The following is a 16,284-nucleotide window of genomic DNA, read 5'->3' as shown; positions in this document are numbered from 1 at the left end:
CTCAATCCCCTTCCATTCTCGTAATTTCGTATTGTGACTACCCCTTAATGCCGGTAGTTGCAATCCCCTCGACAAAATGCTTCTGCGCCAGAAAAAACACGATGACGGACGGGAGCACGGATAGGAGCGACATGGCGAGCAGCTGGCCCCATTGAATCTCGAATTGGTCGATGAACATCCGAAGCCCGAGACCGACGGTATATTTCTCGATCGAGCTCAAATACAGCACCTGGCCGAAGAAGTCGTCCCAGCTCCATATAAAGGTGAAGATCGCAACGGTGACGAGCGCGGGCCGGATCAGCGGGAAGATGACGCGCAGGAAGATACCGTAGACGGAAGCGCCGTCGATCTTGGCCGCCTCGTCCAGCTCTCGCGGAATCCCGCGGATGAATTGCACGAGCAGGAAGACGAAGAATGCGCCGCCGCCGAAGAAGTGCGGCAGGACAAGCGGAATATAGCTGTCAACGAAACCCAAATTGTTATAAAAGATGTATTGCGGTACGATCGTCACCTGACCGGGCAGCATCATGGTCAACAGCAGAATCGAGAACCAGAAGCCGCGGAGCGCGAACTGCAGCCGGCCGAACCCGTAGGCGACGATCGCGCTGGTCAGCACGCCGCCCAGGACGCTCCAGAATTCCATGACTAACGTATTGACGAAGAAGGTCGTAAAGCTGTATTCGGCCGTCACCTGCCACCCTTTGATGTAATTGTCCCACATCGGCGTATCCGGCCAGAGCGACGGCAGCCCCATCTCCGTGTTCTTCTTGAGCGAGGCGCCGATCCACCAGATGACCGGATAGAGCATGATGAGCGACACCGCCGTCAACGTCAGGTGGCTCATCGGCCCCTTGGCATAAGCCCGATTCATCATTTCGAACGTCCCCCCTCCGCTTCGTAATACACCCAATATTTCGATAGCGCGAAGTTAAGCAGCGTAAGCGCCGCCACGATCACGAGCAGAATCCAGGCCAATGCGGAGGCGTACCCCATCTGATAGTTCTTGAACGCCTTCTCGAACAAGAACAGCGCGTACATGTAAGTCGAATTGGCGGGTCCCCCGTTCGTGATGATGAAAGCCGACGTGAACATCTGGAACGACCCGATGACGCCAAGCACCAGATTGAAGAACATGACCGGCGAGAGCATCGGCAGCGTAATGTGGAAGAACCGGCGCCATCTCGTCGCCCCGTCCACCGAGGCGGATTCATACAGATCGCTAGGAATCTGTTTCAGCCCCGCCAGGAAAATGACCATCGTCGAGCCAAACTGCCAGGCGTTCAGCAGCACCAACGTCAGAAGGGACGTATCGGGATTGGACAGCCAACCGACCGCCGGAATGCCGAACCAACTGAGGACATGGTTGATGTAGCCGTTCAGATCGAAGATATTCCGCCACAGCACGGATACGGCGATGCTGCCGCCGATCAGCGAAGGAAAGTAGATCGCCGTCCGATAAAAGCTGATTCCCCGGATGCTCTTATTGAGCAGGATCGCAACGAATAGCGAGAAGAACAGCTTCAGCGGAACGGACAACAGGACGAACGTGAACGTCACCTTGAGCGACTGGACGAAGATCCGGTCATTGAGGAAGATGTCTTCGTAGTTGCCGAGGCCGATCCAGGTTGGATCATCGAGCAGGGAATATTCCGTGAAGGATAGATAGAACGAGCGCAAGATCGGCCATAAGGTGAGCAGGAAAAACCCGATCAGCCATGGCGCGATGAACAGGTAGCCGGCAAGGTGCTGCCTGCCGGAGATGACGCTTCTGCGCGCTCGCGCTTTGGCCGGCAGGGTGACAACCGATGATTTTGAAGCCATTCGAACATGCTCCTTCCTCCGAACTTCAATTTAGATAGCGCTTACAACCGCTAGCATTAAATTATCAAACCGGAAGCGGCTTGCCCACGAGGCATTTTTTTGATTATGTTTGATTTTTTTAGTTGGCAAGCTGGAAGGAATCGCGGAATTCGCTTGGCGACAACCCTACCTTTCGCTTGAAAATTTGACTGAAGTAGCGCGAATCGTGATAACCTACCTGCTCGGCAACCTCGTAATTTTTCAGATAAGTTTGCTTCAGCAGCTTCTTCGCATGGCTGATGCGGATCTCGGTCAGATGCTCGATGAACGTCACGCCCATATGATTCTTGAATAAGGAGCTCAGATAGGCAGGCGTCAGGAATACCTTCTCGGCCACATAATGGAGCGTCGCTTTGTCATATTCGTTCTCCATAAACGTAAGCGCTTTCTTAATTAGGCTGCTGTTCATGCCCTCCTTGCTTGAACCCGTGTCCATGAGGCCTCGAATAAAATGCGCAGCGCATGCCTTGATTTCCTGGAGCGTTTCCATCCGGAGAATCGACAACAAATCTGGCCTTGCGGCACTTACTCGTTGGCATGATGACGCTTTCATTTGAAGTTCCAGACCGATCAAAAGCCGAAGTGTCGCATTCTTGACGTCGTTGCTGCGGAGCGGTCCTCGCTCCAATAACGCTTCATAATAAGCTTCGATCGCCGGTTCGATCGCTTCTGCCGCTTGCTCCTGCATCAAACTAAGCAGACTATTTTCTTGTTGTTCCGGATACTTGTCGACAACTGTATGTGGCTTTAGACCGCTGAAGAAGATCACTTGCCGTGTCCCGGCATAGAACTTATGCTCGAGCGCCGTTTGCGCCTGGCTTAAACTTTGGTGGAGATCGTGGAGGTGCTGGCATGGATTGCCGATTCCGATCGTAAGCGTGGACGAGGATGTGAGTGTGAGTGCGTGTGAAGGAAGGGTCGTGATTTCATGAAGACGTTCGAGAAAGGAACGGTTATCCCAAGAGAACAAAATGCCGATATCCCTGCCGAACGGATCCGGGAATACGGCGCAGCCTCCCTGCGCAATCCGTTCAAGCGCCTTGCAGATTTCAAGTAAATGGGCCTGCGGATAGGCCACAGCCCCCTCGCTTGCTCCGACTGCGCATAACGCCAAGGTCGGATAAGCGTAGTGATAATGATGGCCGAGCTGCTTCAGCCTGTCTCTGATTTGCTCGGAAGTCGCTTGCTCGCTGCGGATCAGCTCCGCTAGTGACAGTTCAGCGGGTGCGATCTCTCTGCCTATGACCCTCGCTGCGCTGCTTGTCGATACGCTCTTATTCAATCCCCATTCTCCTCTCATGCGAAAAGATGGCTTTTGAAAAATACGGGTGCCGTATTCACGTTATGGCTATCCGCCCGTGTATTGCTTGTAGAAATCCAGTCCGCGGATCAGCTTCTTCTCCGTCTGCTCCACATCCCCCGCCTTGATGAGATCCAGCAGCTCGGTGTGCGAATCCGGGAGGGTGTAGCCCGGATGGTCCTGGTTCGTGATGGAGATGAACCGCATGATCTTGGTCTTGATGCTGTTCCATATCTCCAGGAAAAGCGCGTTGCCGCTATGCTCGTAGAAGAAACCGTGAAAATCCATATCCCGCTCGACAAGACGGTAGGGATCCCCATCGTCCACCGAATTTCGCATCCCGATGACGATCGCTTCCAGCTTCTTGATGTCGCTCTCCGTCAGCGCTTTCATCGTCGCCCGCAGCGCATGCCCTTCGATCAGCTGCCGAAGCTCGTAGATATCGCGAATCTCTTGCGCGGTAATCTCCGAGACCACAGAGCCTTTGTTCGGCTTCCCCACGATGAGCATCTCCTGCTTCAGGCGCTCCATCGCTTCGCGAACCGGAGCTTGGCTGACATCGAATTGCCTGGCGATCTCGAGGACGATGAGACGGTGTCCCGGCGGCATATCCCCGCTCATGATCCGTTTCTTCAAGGCTAGATAAATATGCTCGCTTCGTGACACGGGCGGCAGCGCCAGGTGAGCGTTCTTCATCTTCGTCATATCCCCCCTGTACAGATCCGGTACTTGTATTGGCGGTGCGATTATCGATAATCGATAACTCGATACTAAGAGCAGTCCCTTTCTTTTGTCAACCAGTAAATTTTTAGGAGACCCAAGGCAAATTCGCTTCCGCTCGCAATCGAATAAAAACAAACAAAATCATAATTTTGCCCCGTCGCAGAACCGGCTGAGCCCTTTGTAAGATGGTCACGTAACCGCTGCAAGGGGTCAACACTCACTCGGATCGCCCAGTGACGGGGAGGCGCATATGAGGTTATCGAACAAGGTCGTATTCATCACGGATGCCGGCAGCGAATCCGGCCGCGCGCTCAGTCTGCGTCTGGCGCAGGATGGCGCTCATCTGGTCCTGAACAGCAAGGCAAATGATGCCGGAATACCGAATCTCGCCCAAGCCTGCCGCGCATTCGGTTCGCAGGTCGTGGTCGTTCGTGCCGATCTGCGCCATCGCGCCTCCATTGCAGGCGTGCTGGAGCAGGTCTCCGGTCAGCTCGGCTTCATCGACATTCTTCTTCATAATAACAGCTCCCACGAGCGGGCTAGCGTGGAAGACGGGTCGGAAGACGGATTCCTGCGCGTGCTCCGAGAGAATGCCAAGACCGCCTTCTGCTGCACGCAAGCGATCGGCGGGCAAATGGCGGATCGAGGCTCGGGAACCGTCCTGTACTTGGGTTCCATTCATGCCGAGAAGCCGAGCGGCGCCGCTTTCTCGTACAGCGTCTCGCAGGGCGCGATCCAGATGCTGGCCCAGGAGGCCGCTCTGTTCCTGGGACGGCATGGCGTGCAGGTCAATTATTTGCAATTGGGGCCCATGGACGATGCCGACCGGATGTTCGGCAGCACGATCTCTGCGCTGTACGACAATTATCGGCGCAAAATTCCCGGCGGGGCCGTGGGTACCTATGACGAATTGGCCAGCATCATAAGTTTTCTCGGCACAGGCGAAGCCCGCTGTCTGAATGGCGCCTGTCTTCGGTTAGACGGCGGGTTCCTGCTCCACTACATGGATCACAAAATGGCGAAGCCCGTCGGTGAGGAGGACAGTAAGACATGAGCCTGAGCGGAAAAACCGCGATCGTGACGGGTGCCGGGACCGGCATCGGCAAAGGCATCGCCCTCGCATTGGCGGCGCGCGGCACGAAGGTAAGCGTCCATTATAACGCAAGCGAAGCCGGCGCGCTGGATACGTGCAAGCAGATCGAAGCCTCGGGCGGCGAATGCCTCCTCATACAGGCAGACGTATCCAAGGAACAGGACATACGGCGCATGGTAGACGCAGCCGCTGCGCATTGGGGCGGCATCGATATTCTCGTGAACAACGCCGCGCTTCAACTCAACCAAGACTGGCGCGACTATACCGAGGACCAATTCGAACAGGTGATGGCAACCAATCTGAAAGGCTACTGGCAATGCATGCAGGCCGTCATTCCTTATATGAAAGTAAGTAAGTCCGGGCGCATCATTCTGATCTCTTCCATTCATGCCAAGCGGCCGACCGACTTTGACGTCGTGTACGCCATGACCAAGGGCGGAATCAAGATGCTCGGACGCGAGAGCGCGATCGAGCTTGCCCAATACGGCATTACCGTCAATACGGTCGAACCCGGAGCCGTCGACGTCGGCAAGTATCGACAATCCCACCGAGCTCCCGATCGGCGCAAATTTCCGCTCGGCCGCGTAGGACTCCCAGCCGACGTCGCTTCGCTGGTCTGTTATCTCGCCTCCGAGGAATCGTCCTTCATGACAGGGACCGCCATTCGGCTCGACGGGGCCGGCATGCTGATGTAACCGCACCACCCCACCACTACCTATAAAGGAGCAGATCCGATGCTGGAACAACAAACATTCGAGGGTACCTTGGCTCACGTCAATACCTTTTCTAAACCGTCGGAGCTCGTCATTACCGACATCCGTTTCGCCGACATCGCCGGCGCCCCGATGCACTGCAGCCTGATCAAGGTGTATACCAACCAAGGGCTTGTCGGCTTCGGCGAGGTGCGGGACGGCGCGGACAAAACGTTCGCCCTTATGCTCAAAAGCCGGCTGATCGGCGAGAATCCGTGCCATATCGACAAGCTGTTCCGGCGCATCAAGCAGTTCGGCGGCCATGCGCGTCAAGGCGGCGGCGTCAGCGGTCTGGAGATCGCGCTGTGGGATCTGGCCGGCAAAGCGTACAACATCCCGATCTATCAGATGCTCGGCGGTAAATTCCGCGACAAAATCCGGATGTACTGCGATACCGACGTCAACGGCAAGGACACCGGCAAAGCGATGGGCGAAGCCTTGAAGAAGCGGATGGAGATGGGCTTTACCTTCCTCAAGATGGATCTGGGCATCAACCAGATTATTCATGAGCCCGGTACGCTTAGCGCCCCGCTCGGCTTCATCGAAGAGATGCGCTCCCTGTCCAAGGCGTGGTACAACCGGAAAAATGCCAATCTGCCCGATCTTGAGCTGCGCAAGCTGCGGAGCCGGCTATACGATATCTATAACATCGCCCACCCTTTCACCGGCATTCATGTAACGGAGAAAGGCCTCGAGATGCTCGAGCAGTACGTCGCCGACGTGCGCTCGGTCATCGGCAGCGAGGTTCCGCTAGCCATCGACCATTTCGGCCATATCGGACTTCAAGACTGCATCAAGCTTGGACGCCGGATCGACAAGTACAATCTGGCTTGGATGGAAGACATGATTCCATGGCAGTATACCGACCAATATGCCCAGCTGGCACGCGCGGTCACGACGCCGATCTGCACCGGCGAGGATATTTATTTGAAGGAAAATTTCAAGCCCCTCCTCGCTTCCGGCGGCGTATCCGTCATCCATCCCGACGTGCTCTCGACGGGCGGTATCCTGGAGACGAAGAAAATCGGCGACCTTGCGCAGGAATATGGCGTAGCGATGGCCATCCACATGGCCGAAAGCCCGATCGCTTGTCTGGCCGCCGTGCACACGGCCGCGGCGACCGAGAACTTCCTGGCGCTGGAGTACCACTCGGTCGATATCGATTGGTGGGATGACATTATCGTCAGCAAGCTGCCGAAGCCGCTCGTGCAGAATGGCTACATCGCCGTCCCGGACGCGCCTGGCCTTGGCATCGAAGCGCTGAACGACGAAGTGATCGCTCAGCATCTGCACCCGGAGATCCCGGGACTGTGGGAAGAGACCGATTCGTGGAATCAACACTGGTCGCATGACCGCCTTTGGAGTTAATGAAGGCATGTACGAAAATGCCTAAAAACGGGCATAACCTATACGGAGGTGCGTATACATGAAATTCGATAATCCTGAGGATATCTTGCAATGGACGCCGCTATGGAAGGGCGAACGATTCCCGAACGGACGGCCGAAAGTGCCTGCCGACGTACTGCGCCGGCTTCGTCGCATCACGCTGGAGGAGGCTTGGGGACCGCTCTGGTCCAAAGGCTACCATGCCCAATTCGAAGGCGATCTCAAGATCATCCATCCGTCGAAAACGATGGTCGGGCGCGCCGTTACGGCGGTTATGGTGCCGAAGCGGCCGGATCTGCACGATACGCTGCTCAATTACGGCCATGAGCATGAAGGACGCAGAGGCTTTTTCAACCAGTGGGTAATCGATTCGCTCGAGGAAGACGATGTGGTCGTTGTCGACATGTTCGATAAGGTGTATCAAGGGACCTATGTGGGCGGCAATTTGTCGACGGCGATCTCCACCCGCACCAAGCAAGGAGGCGCCGTCATCTGGGGCGGCATCCGGGATAATCAGCAAATCGTCGAGATCGACAACATCAACGTGTATTATCGCGGCAGCGACCCGACGCCAATCATGGATGTCACGATGGTCGGCATGAATGTACCGACCCGCATCGGCCGTGCGGTATGTCTCCCCGGCGACGTCGTGCTCGGCACTCCCTCCGGCGTCATGTTCATTCCCGCTCATCTGGCTGAGCTGACGGTCGTTCATGCCGAGAAATCGCAGGTGCGCGATGTGTTCGGCTTCATCCGGCTGAAGGAGCAGGTCTACACGACTGCCCAGATCGATTCGACCTGGAGCGTCGCCATGTGGCAGGATTTCGTGAGCTGGTTCGAGCAAGACGAAGCCGCCGCCCCCTATCGCCATCTGACGTGGGATGACGAGCTGGCCCAAGCCCGCAAGACCGATACCGGCGGCCCTTCCAGCGATGTCCGTCATTAGAAGCTCGAACGAAGAAAGGAGTTTACTATGATCGAGAAAACTGCGCTTGGCCGAACCGGCCTTCAAGTGACAAGGCTAGGCTACGGCGCGATGGAAATACGGGGCCCCAGAGTATGGAGTGGCAGGCCGGTCTCCGATGAGGAATCGACGCGGATCTTGAATGCCGTGCTTGACGCCGGCATCAATTTCATCGACACGTCCTATGATTACGGGAGAAGCGAGGAATTGATCGGCAAGTTCATCAGCCACCGCAGAGCGGAATATTACTTGGCGACCAAGTGCGGCTGCACGCTGGTCGATCATGGCGACCATGACGAGACGCCGCACGTGTGGACGCGCGATAACCTGCTGCACAATATCGATACGAGCCTGCGCAGGCTTAAGACCGATTATGTCGACCTGATGCAGCTCCACGGACCTACCGTTCAACAGGCGGAAGACGGCGAATTAGTCGACGTGCTGAAGGAAATCCAGGCAACGGGCAAGGTACGCTGGATCGGGGTATCCTCCTACATGCCGAATTTGCCCGGATTCATTGCTCAGGACGCGTTCGATACGTACCAGATTCCCTACTCCGGGCTCGAACGCGAACACGAACCATGGATTGCGGCGGCAAGCGAGCGCGGAGCGGGCGTCATCGTCCGGGGAGGCGTCGGGCAAGGGGAGCCCGGTTATGGCCGCGGTTCGCAAGACCGCTGGTCGATCTGGGAACAGGCCAAGCTCGACGAGCTGCTCGGCGAGGGCGAGACGCGGACCGGATTCCTGCTCAGATTCACGCTTGCGAATCCTCATATGGACACGACTATTGTCGGCACGAAGAATCCGGAGCATCTGTCAGACAACCTGAGGCATGCCGCCAAAGGCAAGCTGCCGGATGATGTCTATACCGAAGCAAAGAAACGTCTGGACGCGATCGCGCCGAACGCGATTACGCCCCCGTAAGCATAAACGGCCTCCGCAGAAGCGACTTGTCGCAACCGCGGAGGCCTATTTTTCGCTTACAACCTCTCCTTCAGGATGATGGATGAGTTGCTGTTTCGCCAATACACTTTACGTATGCGCATCTGGTGTCTACCTTTGCTTCACCAAGTTCTCAGCCGTGCGGAATGCCAAGGCAAGAATCGTAAGGACCGGATTCACGCCGCCGTTGGTCACATGGACCGAACCGTCGCATACCCAGAGGTTGTCGTACCCGTGAACACGGCCTTCCGGATCCGTTATCGACGTCGCTGGGTCATGGCCCATGCGCAGGGTGCCCGCCTGATGCTGTCCGGCACTAAGTCCGCCTCCCGGTTCGCTCCGCCACACCTCGCGCGCGCCCGCGGCCCGGAGCCACTTCTCCGCTTGCTTGGCCAGCATGGCCGAAGCGCGAATGGACTCGGGGTGAACGCTTCCGGAGAGCTGAGCGACAGGGATCCCGAAGCGATCTTTGACAGACTGGGATAAACGCACTCTCGAGTCGGGAGTCGGAATTTCTTGAATCGGCCCCATAATTTGACCGGTACGCAAATAAGTATCCCGCATCGCCGATTTACCCGCGCTCCCCCATCGCGGAGCATGCGGCGCCAGCGCCCGATGCCAATGAATGAGCGGCAGACGGGTGAACTCGTTGGCCAGCAGCCCGCCCCCGATCACGCTTTCTTCGCCGCGATGGTCAAAGTGGAAAGTGGCAATGCTTACACCCGGGCCTAGACCGTCTTGAACCGGCTCATCGAAGATTCCGTAAGCCCCCGAATATACATGCCCTTGGAGATGTCTGCCTACTTGCCCGTAGCGGTTGCCGATCCCATCCGGCTCCGAGTCACTCGCCGAGTTCAGCAGAAGACGCGCACTCTCGATCGCGCCAGCGGCAACTACCACATGCGCTGCCCGTACTTGTTTCCGCTGAATCGATCCCTCCGATTGCTGTACAAGACGAACGCCTGTGGCATGCTTGCCGTCCTCCGTGCTAATAGACTCGACCATCGTATCGCAGATCAGGTCACAATTACCGGATGCGACAGCCCGTAAGAGCATCGTATTGTGCCCGCCATTCTTACTGTTGGTCGGACAAGCGAATCCTACGCATTGGCCGCATCGTCCGCAAGCCGGCCGGCCATCCCTGTCGACGGAGTTGATGAGAAGCGGTACGGGGCCCGCCTTCCATCCCAATTTCTCCGCCGCCAGGGCAAGACGTTCGGCTTCCAGCGTTCTCGGAAGAGGCGGCATCGGATAGGTGCGCATTCGCTCCCCGCGTCCAGGATGAGCATCACCATCGCCGGACACGCCGATTTCCCATTCGGCCCGCTCGTAATAAGGCTCAAGGTCTTCATAACGAATCGGCCAATCGCTAAGCGAGCTGCCCTCCGGTATTCCGTAACGGCTTGCCATACGGAAATCGTCCGGGTGGAAACGCCACGCCTGCGCACCGTATATGCGAGTGCCTCCGCCAAGCGTCATCGCGTTATTGTGATAATCGCCCTCATGCGGCCTCGTGATCCGTTCATTCCCGTCCGCGAGCAGGATCGTTCGCGGATTCCCTTCGAGCGTCGGTCCCGTGTTATGGCCATACTTACTGAAGCGATGGTTACGCAGATGATCGTTGCCGACTTGGCTGTAGGGCAGCCAGCTTCCGCGCTCGACGACCAGAACGCGAAGTCCCGACTCGGCCAATACAGCTGCCGCGACGGAGCCGCCAGCCCCCGCGCCTACGATGATCGCATCATACTGGTCGCGAAGCTGATCGAATCGCGTTTGCGGCAACTCAGTCTCCTGGACGGTTTGATGATTCTCCGATACGGGACCCGGCCGGAAGCCGATCATTGCCCATGATTTAGCCTCCCGATTCCCTCCCAATTCAGGACTACCGTAATACCCCTCCACAACGAAGCTTAATAGCGTATGGAAGAAATGTTTGGACGACACCGGCCAGTCCCGGAAGGAGTCCTGCTCCACCTCCTGCAGCAGACCGTCCTGCTCCTGAGAAGCAAGCTCCGGAAACTGCCGGCCATGGCGGGCTACCGCAGCCGCATCTAAAGCGCGAAGCCCGGGCACGATCACCGATCTCCATGTTGTCTCATCTTCCTCGGCGCGATTCTTCAAGTAGGTCAGGACGCCGACATCGGTCGCCGAAGGCCAGTCATCTTCCGGAATCATTCGATCAGAAACCGCTTTCAAAATCGGGTAAATCTCATTTAGAAAAACCATCTGGTCCCCATGCTTCATTCAACGCCCTCCGCCCGTTTGTTCTACTGCGTTCAACCGATAAATTCTATGCAGGATAAGTCTATTTCCATCTTATCCTTTATCTCTAATAATTCAAGCACTTCCCGTCTCTGATTACGACAAAGACAGCCGGTCTCACTAACACAGACCGGCTGCCTCTATGACTACCTTACGCTATTTTTTCGATTACGATTGAAGCGCTTACCGTTGGCGTCGTAACCCCGCCGCCACTGATACCATTCTGTAAAATGACCGTCCCCATTGAATCCATACGATTTAATGTTAGAATGCCGCCAGCCGCCAAGGTAGTTACAACTTGCCCTTGATAGGACTGGTTGCCTGAGCCAGAACCGTAGTTACTGCAAAGGACCAGAGACGGAGGCGTTGGCCCGGCGGCATCCGGGTCATAGAACAATCCGAACACGGTGTTGCCTTCTACCGGGAATACCTCCCAGCTTATATGATAAACGCCGGCTTGGTTAATGCTTATGGTCGTCGGCCCTGGGAATGAGATCGCTGTTGTATTGCTGATTGAATCTGTGAATGAAACGGCGCCGCCTTGGCCTCCCGCAACTAAGGCCGGAGCAATGGTTTGTTGTTCATCGCTGCAACGGAAAGCGATCTGCCCGACTCCGGCTGGACCTTGGGGACCTGCAGGTCCTTGCGGACCCGTTAAACCTTGGGGACCTTGAGGACCTGCCACACCTGGCAGCCCGCCCGGTCCGGTCGGCCCTGTATTCCCTTGCGGACCAATTGGGCCTTGGGGTCCAACAGGACCTATCGGCCCCTGTGGACCAATAGGTCCCACTACAGTTGGAGCTACAACTCTGACTTTCGGCGGCGGACACGATAACCTTATTTTTTTTATGACACGTACAATCGGTTTCTTTTTTCTTTTTTTCGGACGACAAACGACAACCGTTCTCTTTATGCATCTTTTTTTCTGACAACTCATTTCCAAACACCTCCCTGATGTTTGATTTAGCTTACGCGCATTATATGTCGATTGATTGGACAAATATCATATGAATAGTAGACTATAAACCATTATCATCAAAAATAGGCAAACGGAAGTAGAGAGCTTTCGTCTATAACGGATACTTCCAGCTAGCATATATTAATAGAGACAACTCAAGTCAACATCTTCTTTTTAGGTAATCCTATTTTTATGATTACCTATTTTTTATTGCTTCACTAGCAGCTGCCGCCATGGTACGATCTAAGCTGCTCTTCGTCCGTGAAACGTCAAAAAAGCCGAACCTCCGCGAGAAGGTTCGGCCTTTGACATTCGGGGATTAGACGCTTAGCACCAGCCTACCTCAGGCCAGTCGCTTCCATAGATGATCGGAAACAGATAAGCGATCGCAAAGCCGCTGTATACGACTTTTAGTCGAGCAGACGCAATGCGTTCTTTCATTTTTGCCCAAGCTCCGTTGTTCATCCATACCATCCTTTAGTAGAGTTTAGTGTTTTCATATTGAATTACCGCAAAGTAGGACATTATGAAACATTGTAAATAGTGCTCCATATCAACTGCACCATCTATAACCCTATTAACCTGCTCCCATATCACATATGCAAACGTTAATAATATCCTTCTCTAGCATTCTGATCCAACATCTGAAAATACTCTATCTGAACCATACCTCTACCCTTTTACGGCCCCGGCCGTAATGCCCTTAATGAAGGTGCGGCTCCCGATCAGGAACACGATCAGCACCGGCAGCGTAGCCATCGCAAGCGCGGCCATCCGCGCGCCGTAATCGGTCCGGTGCACGATGCCGAGCGTGGAGATGAACACGGGCAGCGTGAACGATTTGGCATTATTAATCGTGACCAGCGGCAGCAGGTAACTGTTCCACGACCATAGGAAGACCAAGGTGGACAAGGTAGCAATGCCCGGCTTGATGAGCGGCAGGGCGATATTCAAGAAAATTCTCGGCTCCGACGCTCCGTCGATGCGCGCGCACTCGAGAATCTCGCCCGGCACCGTATCGCGGATGAATTGAACCATGAAGAACGCGCCGAACGACCAGGCGCTCCACGTCAGAATGACCGGCATGAGCGTATTGCCGAAGCCCATATGGCGCATCTCGATAATATAGCCGATGAGGCCGACCTGAGCGGGCACCATCATCGTAATGATAATGAAGTAGTTCAGCGCATGCTTCAATTTGAAATGGAACTTGGCCACCGCATAGCCGATCAAGGTGCTCGTCAGAACGCCGAGCACGACGGAAGCGATCGAGACGGTCAGGCTGTTCGCGTACACGCGCAGAAAGTCGGTCTTGAAGACGGTCCGCAAATTATCGATCAGATAGTCCGACGGGATCAGCGGCAAGCCTTTGAAAATATTTTCCGAGTAGTAGGTCGACATCATGAGCATCACATAGAACGGGAATAGCGAAATGACCGTAATCGCAATGATGAATATCCACTTGACGATCTTCATGACTTCTCCCCTTTCCCCGCGCTGAGCCGGTAACTGAGAATGGAGAACAAGACGATAATGACGAAGAGCGTATAAGCGATCGCCGAACCGTAGCCGAATCGAGTTCCGGTAATGAACGAGTCATTGATGAACTTCCAGATGACGGTCAGCGCCGCGTTATCCGGTCCGCCCGACGTGCTCGCCGACCAGCCGCCGTACAGCAGTTTAGGTTCATCGAACAACTGCAGCCCTCCGATAATCGAGGTGACGATCAGGAACACCGTGATGTTCCGCAACATCGGCAGCGTAATTCGCGTGAAGGTGTGCAAGCCGGTGGAGCCGTCCACTTTGGCCGCTTCGTAAATATCCTGCGGAATCGCGGTCATGCCCGCCAGATAGATCGCCATGAAGTAGCCGAGGTTCCGCCAGATGATCATCAGCGCGATGATCGCTTTGGACATCCACGGATCCTGCAGCCAGTAGTACCCCTCCGTGACGAGCGAGAGCTTCATCAAGATCGCATTGACGATGCCGGTCTGCCAGTCGAACATGAACGAGAAGATGAATCCGATCGCCACGGGGGTCGTAATGTAGGGCAAGAAATTGATCGTCTGGAACAATAATCGGCCCTTCGTGAGATGAAAAATCAGATAAGCGAGCACCATGCCGAGCAGTATCATCAGCGGTACGGACATGAGCATCATGACGAACGTATTGTACAGCGATTTGTAGAAAAGCGGATCCTTCGTCAGGAGCGTGACGTAGTTGCGCAACCCGACGAACGTCTTGGCGCCGATCCCATTCCAATCGTGAAGACTAAGCCAGAACGAATAGACAAGCGGATAGAAATGAAACGTGAAGTAGAACGCAATGAACGGCAGGGCGAACAGATAAGGCCACACCTTGACCCCCGACCATCTCGCGGTACGCAGCCGGGATGCCGCTCCTTGCTTCACGGCCGTTTCCGTACTCATGGGCATCCTCCCTTCCAAAGTCGCAGCAAGCACCTGGCTTCATGGAATCGACAGCCCCCCGTCGCTCTAACAACAGGAGGTCTGTCCATTCCGCCCGCCGTCGGCAGCCGGACCGTAATCTCGTTTAATTAACCGTCGCTTCCGGCGCCAAGTTCTTCACGTCGTTCTTCAGCTTCTCGATAGCGGCAGCGGCCGTAATGCTCGTATCCTTCATCCAGAGCGGATACAGCGAACTGTAAGCGGTCTGCACCATGGCGTTGTATTTCGTCTGGTGATCGGCTTTGACCGTCGGGATGATCTCCTCGAGGAACGTCTTGTTCAGGTTCTGTCCGGCGAAGTACTTATCATAATCCGTGCCGGCCTCGATCCAATCCTTGTGGTTCTCGAAAAATGCCTTCGTTCCGGCCATATTGCCGAACTCCTTGTAGCTGACGGCCATTCCTTCATCCGACATGTAGGCGAAGTTGATATAGGCCCATGCGGCTTCCTTGTTCTTGCTGCCTTTGTACACGCCGACCGAAGTTCCGCCGTACGTATAGCTGCCTTCCGGAGCCGGTATGAGTCCCCAGCGGCCGATGCCGTCTTTATCGTTGGCGGCGATATTCCATTTGGCGCTCCAAGGCGCCATCGGGTAGAAGAGGTTATCTCCTTTGGCGAACGACGCATTCCAACCTGGCGTGTACGCTTCGTATTTGCCCAGCACGCCGGCGTCTCTCATCTTGAAGACGGTCTCCAGCGGCTTCTGCAGCCGGTCGGTCAAGTTGATCGTCGTGCCGTCGACGTACGGCTTGGAGTTCTGCTCCCGTATAACGCGATAAGCGTCATCGAAGCTCGCGAACATCGTCACCGCGCCGCCGCTGGCCGCGAGCACCTCTTTGCCTTTGGCAATAAACGTATCCCAATCGGTGAGCATCGCCGCGACTTCGGCAGGTTCTTCCGTACCCAGATATTGCTTCGCGAGGTCCCGACGGAAGGCCAGACCAGCCGGCGTTATCGATTGATCGACGCCGACGAGCTCACCCTTTGAGTTGGACAGGATGGACGGCAAGTAATCAAGCAGCTGATCCTTGGAGAAATTGTACGGCGCCGCCTCCAGGTTATCGAGCACATCGAGATCGAAAAGCTGGCCGCGGTAGTTCATCTCGCCGAGCAGCACGTCAGGCACGTCCGAACCCGACGCGATCCCGCTCTGCAGCTTCTGCATGTAGTCGTTGTTGTTGACGACCGTGTATTCGACTTTCACGTTCGGATACAGCTTGTTGAACTCCGGCACCATTCGCTGCAGGAACGCCTCGTCCCAGTCCCACACTTTAATGGTGCCTTTCAGGTCGGCAGCCGATGTTGCGCCGTCCGTCGCTCCCTCTTCAGCGGTATTGCCCTCCGTACCGGCGCCAGCCGAATTGCCTTCCTTTTTTCCGCCGTTGTTGCCGTTGCCGCTGCAGCCTGTCAGGACCAGCGCAAAGACCAGCCCGAGCGATACAAGCGTCGTCAGCCAGGATATGCGTTTCCGTTTCACGTGAACCCCTCCATTTGCGTGATGAATTCGCTTTCTACGATTATGATAGCGCTTTAATGGCCAGGCAGAAATAAACCGAAACGGTTATTTGCCTCACAA

The 16,284-nt window shown here is 55.6% G+C and carries 14 protein-coding genes; 5 read left to right on the top strand and 9 right to left on the bottom strand.

Annotation, left to right across the window (positions count from 1 at the left end; genetic code table 11):
* Positions 1 to 37: 37 nt before the first annotated feature.
* The 4 genes from FHS18_RS25135 to FHS18_RS25120 form a co-directional block, all read right to left on the bottom strand.
* Positions 38 to 871: a carbohydrate ABC transporter permease gene (locus FHS18_RS25135; RefSeq protein ID WP_183603238.1), complete on the bottom strand. Its 834-nt coding sequence runs from the start codon at positions 869 to 871 to the stop codon at positions 38 to 40.
* A complete protein-coding gene (locus FHS18_RS25130; protein ID WP_183603146.1) occupies positions 871 to 1,821 on the bottom strand; it encodes a carbohydrate ABC transporter permease in 951 nt (316 codons plus the stop codon). Before FHS18_RS25130 ends, FHS18_RS25135 begins: the two co-directional genes overlap by 1 nt.
* A 118-nt stretch (positions 1,822 to 1,939) precedes the next feature.
* Positions 1,940 to 3,142: a helix-turn-helix domain-containing protein gene (locus tag FHS18_RS25125; RefSeq protein WP_183603145.1), complete on the bottom strand. Its 1,203-nt coding sequence runs from the start codon at positions 3,140 to 3,142 to the stop codon at positions 1,940 to 1,942.
* 66 nt (positions 3,143 to 3,208) lie between these two features.
* Positions 3,209 to 3,856 (bottom strand): GntR family transcriptional regulator, encoded by a 648-nt coding sequence (locus tag FHS18_RS25120; protein ID WP_183603144.1) that lies wholly within the window; start codon positions 3,854 to 3,856, stop codon positions 3,209 to 3,211.
* A gap of 277 nt (positions 3,857 to 4,133) precedes the next feature.
* Here FHS18_RS25120 and FHS18_RS25115 point away from each other — a divergent pair, with 277 nt between their 5' ends.
* The 5 genes from FHS18_RS25115 to FHS18_RS25095 are packed head-to-tail and all read left to right on the top strand — an operon-like array spanning position 4,134 to position 9,002.
* On the top strand, positions 4,134 to 4,937 hold the full coding sequence (locus tag FHS18_RS25115; protein WP_183603143.1) for an SDR family NAD(P)-dependent oxidoreductase: 804 nt from the start codon (positions 4,134 to 4,136) through the stop codon (positions 4,935 to 4,937).
* A complete protein-coding gene (locus FHS18_RS25110) occupies positions 4,934 to 5,671 on the top strand; it encodes an SDR family NAD(P)-dependent oxidoreductase (protein ID WP_183603142.1) in 738 nt (245 codons plus the stop codon). Before FHS18_RS25115 ends, FHS18_RS25110 begins: the two co-directional genes overlap by 4 nt.
* 39 nt (positions 5,672 to 5,710) lie before the next feature.
* On the top strand, positions 5,711 to 7,096 hold the full coding sequence (locus tag FHS18_RS25105; RefSeq protein WP_183603141.1) for a mandelate racemase/muconate lactonizing enzyme family protein: 1,386 nt from the start codon (positions 5,711 to 5,713) through the stop codon (positions 7,094 to 7,096).
* A gap of 58 nt (positions 7,097 to 7,154) precedes the next feature.
* Positions 7,155 to 8,060, top strand: coding sequence for an RraA family protein (locus FHS18_RS25100; RefSeq protein WP_183603140.1), 906 nt, complete (start codon positions 7,155 to 7,157; stop codon positions 8,058 to 8,060).
* 27 nt (positions 8,061 to 8,087) lie between these two features.
* Positions 8,088 to 9,002: an aldo/keto reductase gene (locus FHS18_RS25095; RefSeq protein ID WP_221401457.1), complete on the top strand. Its 915-nt coding sequence runs from the start codon at positions 8,088 to 8,090 to the stop codon at positions 9,000 to 9,002.
* A gap of 129 nt (positions 9,003 to 9,131) precedes the next feature.
* Here FHS18_RS25095 and FHS18_RS25090 read toward each other — a convergent pair whose 3' ends face one another.
* The 5 genes from FHS18_RS25090 to FHS18_RS25070 all read right to left on the bottom strand — a co-directional run bounded on the left by FHS18_RS25090 (position 9,132) and on the right by FHS18_RS25070 (position 16,185).
* Positions 9,132 to 11,264 carry a GMC family oxidoreductase gene (locus tag FHS18_RS25090; RefSeq protein ID WP_246427899.1) on the bottom strand — a complete coding sequence of 711 codons (2,133 nt, stop codon included), beginning with the start codon at positions 11,262 to 11,264 and terminating at the stop codon, positions 9,132 to 9,134.
* A gap of 169 nt (positions 11,265 to 11,433) precedes the next feature.
* A complete protein-coding gene (locus tag FHS18_RS25085; protein ID WP_343060671.1) occupies positions 11,434 to 11,967 on the bottom strand; it encodes a collagen-like protein in 534 nt (177 codons plus the stop codon).
* Positions 11,968 to 12,912: 945 nt separating this feature from the next.
* On the bottom strand, positions 12,913 to 13,716 hold the full coding sequence (locus FHS18_RS25080; RefSeq protein WP_183603138.1) for a carbohydrate ABC transporter permease: 804 nt from the start codon (positions 13,714 to 13,716) through the stop codon (positions 12,913 to 12,915).
* A complete protein-coding gene (locus FHS18_RS25075) occupies positions 13,713 to 14,669 on the bottom strand; it encodes a carbohydrate ABC transporter permease (RefSeq protein ID WP_183603137.1) in 957 nt (318 codons plus the stop codon). The genes FHS18_RS25080 and FHS18_RS25075 overlap by 4 nt, the downstream gene beginning before the upstream one ends.
* Positions 14,670 to 14,793: 124 nt before the next feature.
* Entirely contained in the window at positions 14,794 to 16,185 is a 1,392-nt protein-coding gene (locus FHS18_RS25070; protein ID WP_183603136.1) for an extracellular solute-binding protein, read from the bottom strand.
* Between the last annotated feature and the right edge of the window lie 99 nt (positions 16,186 to 16,284).

Origin of the sequence: Paenibacillus phyllosphaerae (genome assembly GCF_014192105.1) — a bacterium.
Lineage (GTDB): Bacteria > Bacillota > Bacilli > Paenibacillales > Paenibacillaceae > Paenibacillus_Z > Paenibacillus_Z phyllosphaerae.
This window is presented reverse-complemented; position numbering and strand designations above follow the sequence as displayed.

Excerpts from the sequence above, each read along its gene's own strand:
- FHS18_RS25135 (WP_183603238.1), bottom strand. The coding sequence starts at position 871 with ATGAATCGGGCTTATGCCAAGGGGCCGATGAGCCACCTGACGTTGACG.
- FHS18_RS25130 (WP_183603146.1), bottom strand. The coding sequence starts at position 1,821 with ATGGCTTCAAAATCATCGGTTGTCACCCTGCCGGCCAAAGCGCGAGCG.
- FHS18_RS25120 (WP_183603144.1), bottom strand. The coding sequence starts at position 3,856 with ATGAAGAACGCTCACCTGGCGCTGCCGCCCGTGTCACGAAGCGAGCAT.
- FHS18_RS25115 (WP_183603143.1), top strand. The coding sequence starts at position 4,134 with ATGAGGTTATCGAACAAGGTCGTATTCATCACGGATGCCGGCAGCGAA.
- FHS18_RS25110 (WP_183603142.1), top strand. The coding sequence starts at position 4,934 with ATGAGCCTGAGCGGAAAAACCGCGATCGTGACGGGTGCCGGGACCGGC.
- FHS18_RS25105 (WP_183603141.1), top strand. The coding sequence starts at position 5,711 with ATGCTGGAACAACAAACATTCGAGGGTACCTTGGCTCACGTCAATACC.
- FHS18_RS25100 (WP_183603140.1), top strand. The coding sequence starts at position 7,155 with ATGAAATTCGATAATCCTGAGGATATCTTGCAATGGACGCCGCTATGG.
- FHS18_RS25095 (WP_221401457.1), top strand. The coding sequence starts at position 8,088 with ATGATCGAGAAAACTGCGCTTGGCCGAACCGGCCTTCAAGTGACAAGG.
- FHS18_RS25090 (WP_246427899.1), bottom strand. The coding sequence starts at position 11,264 with ATGAAGCATGGGGACCAGATGGTTTTTCTAAATGAGATTTACCCGATT.
- FHS18_RS25080 (WP_183603138.1), bottom strand. The coding sequence starts at position 13,716 with ATGAAGATCGTCAAGTGGATATTCATCATTGCGATTACGGTCATTTCG.
- FHS18_RS25075 (WP_183603137.1), bottom strand. The coding sequence starts at position 14,669 with ATGAGTACGGAAACGGCCGTGAAGCAAGGAGCGGCATCCCGGCTGCGT.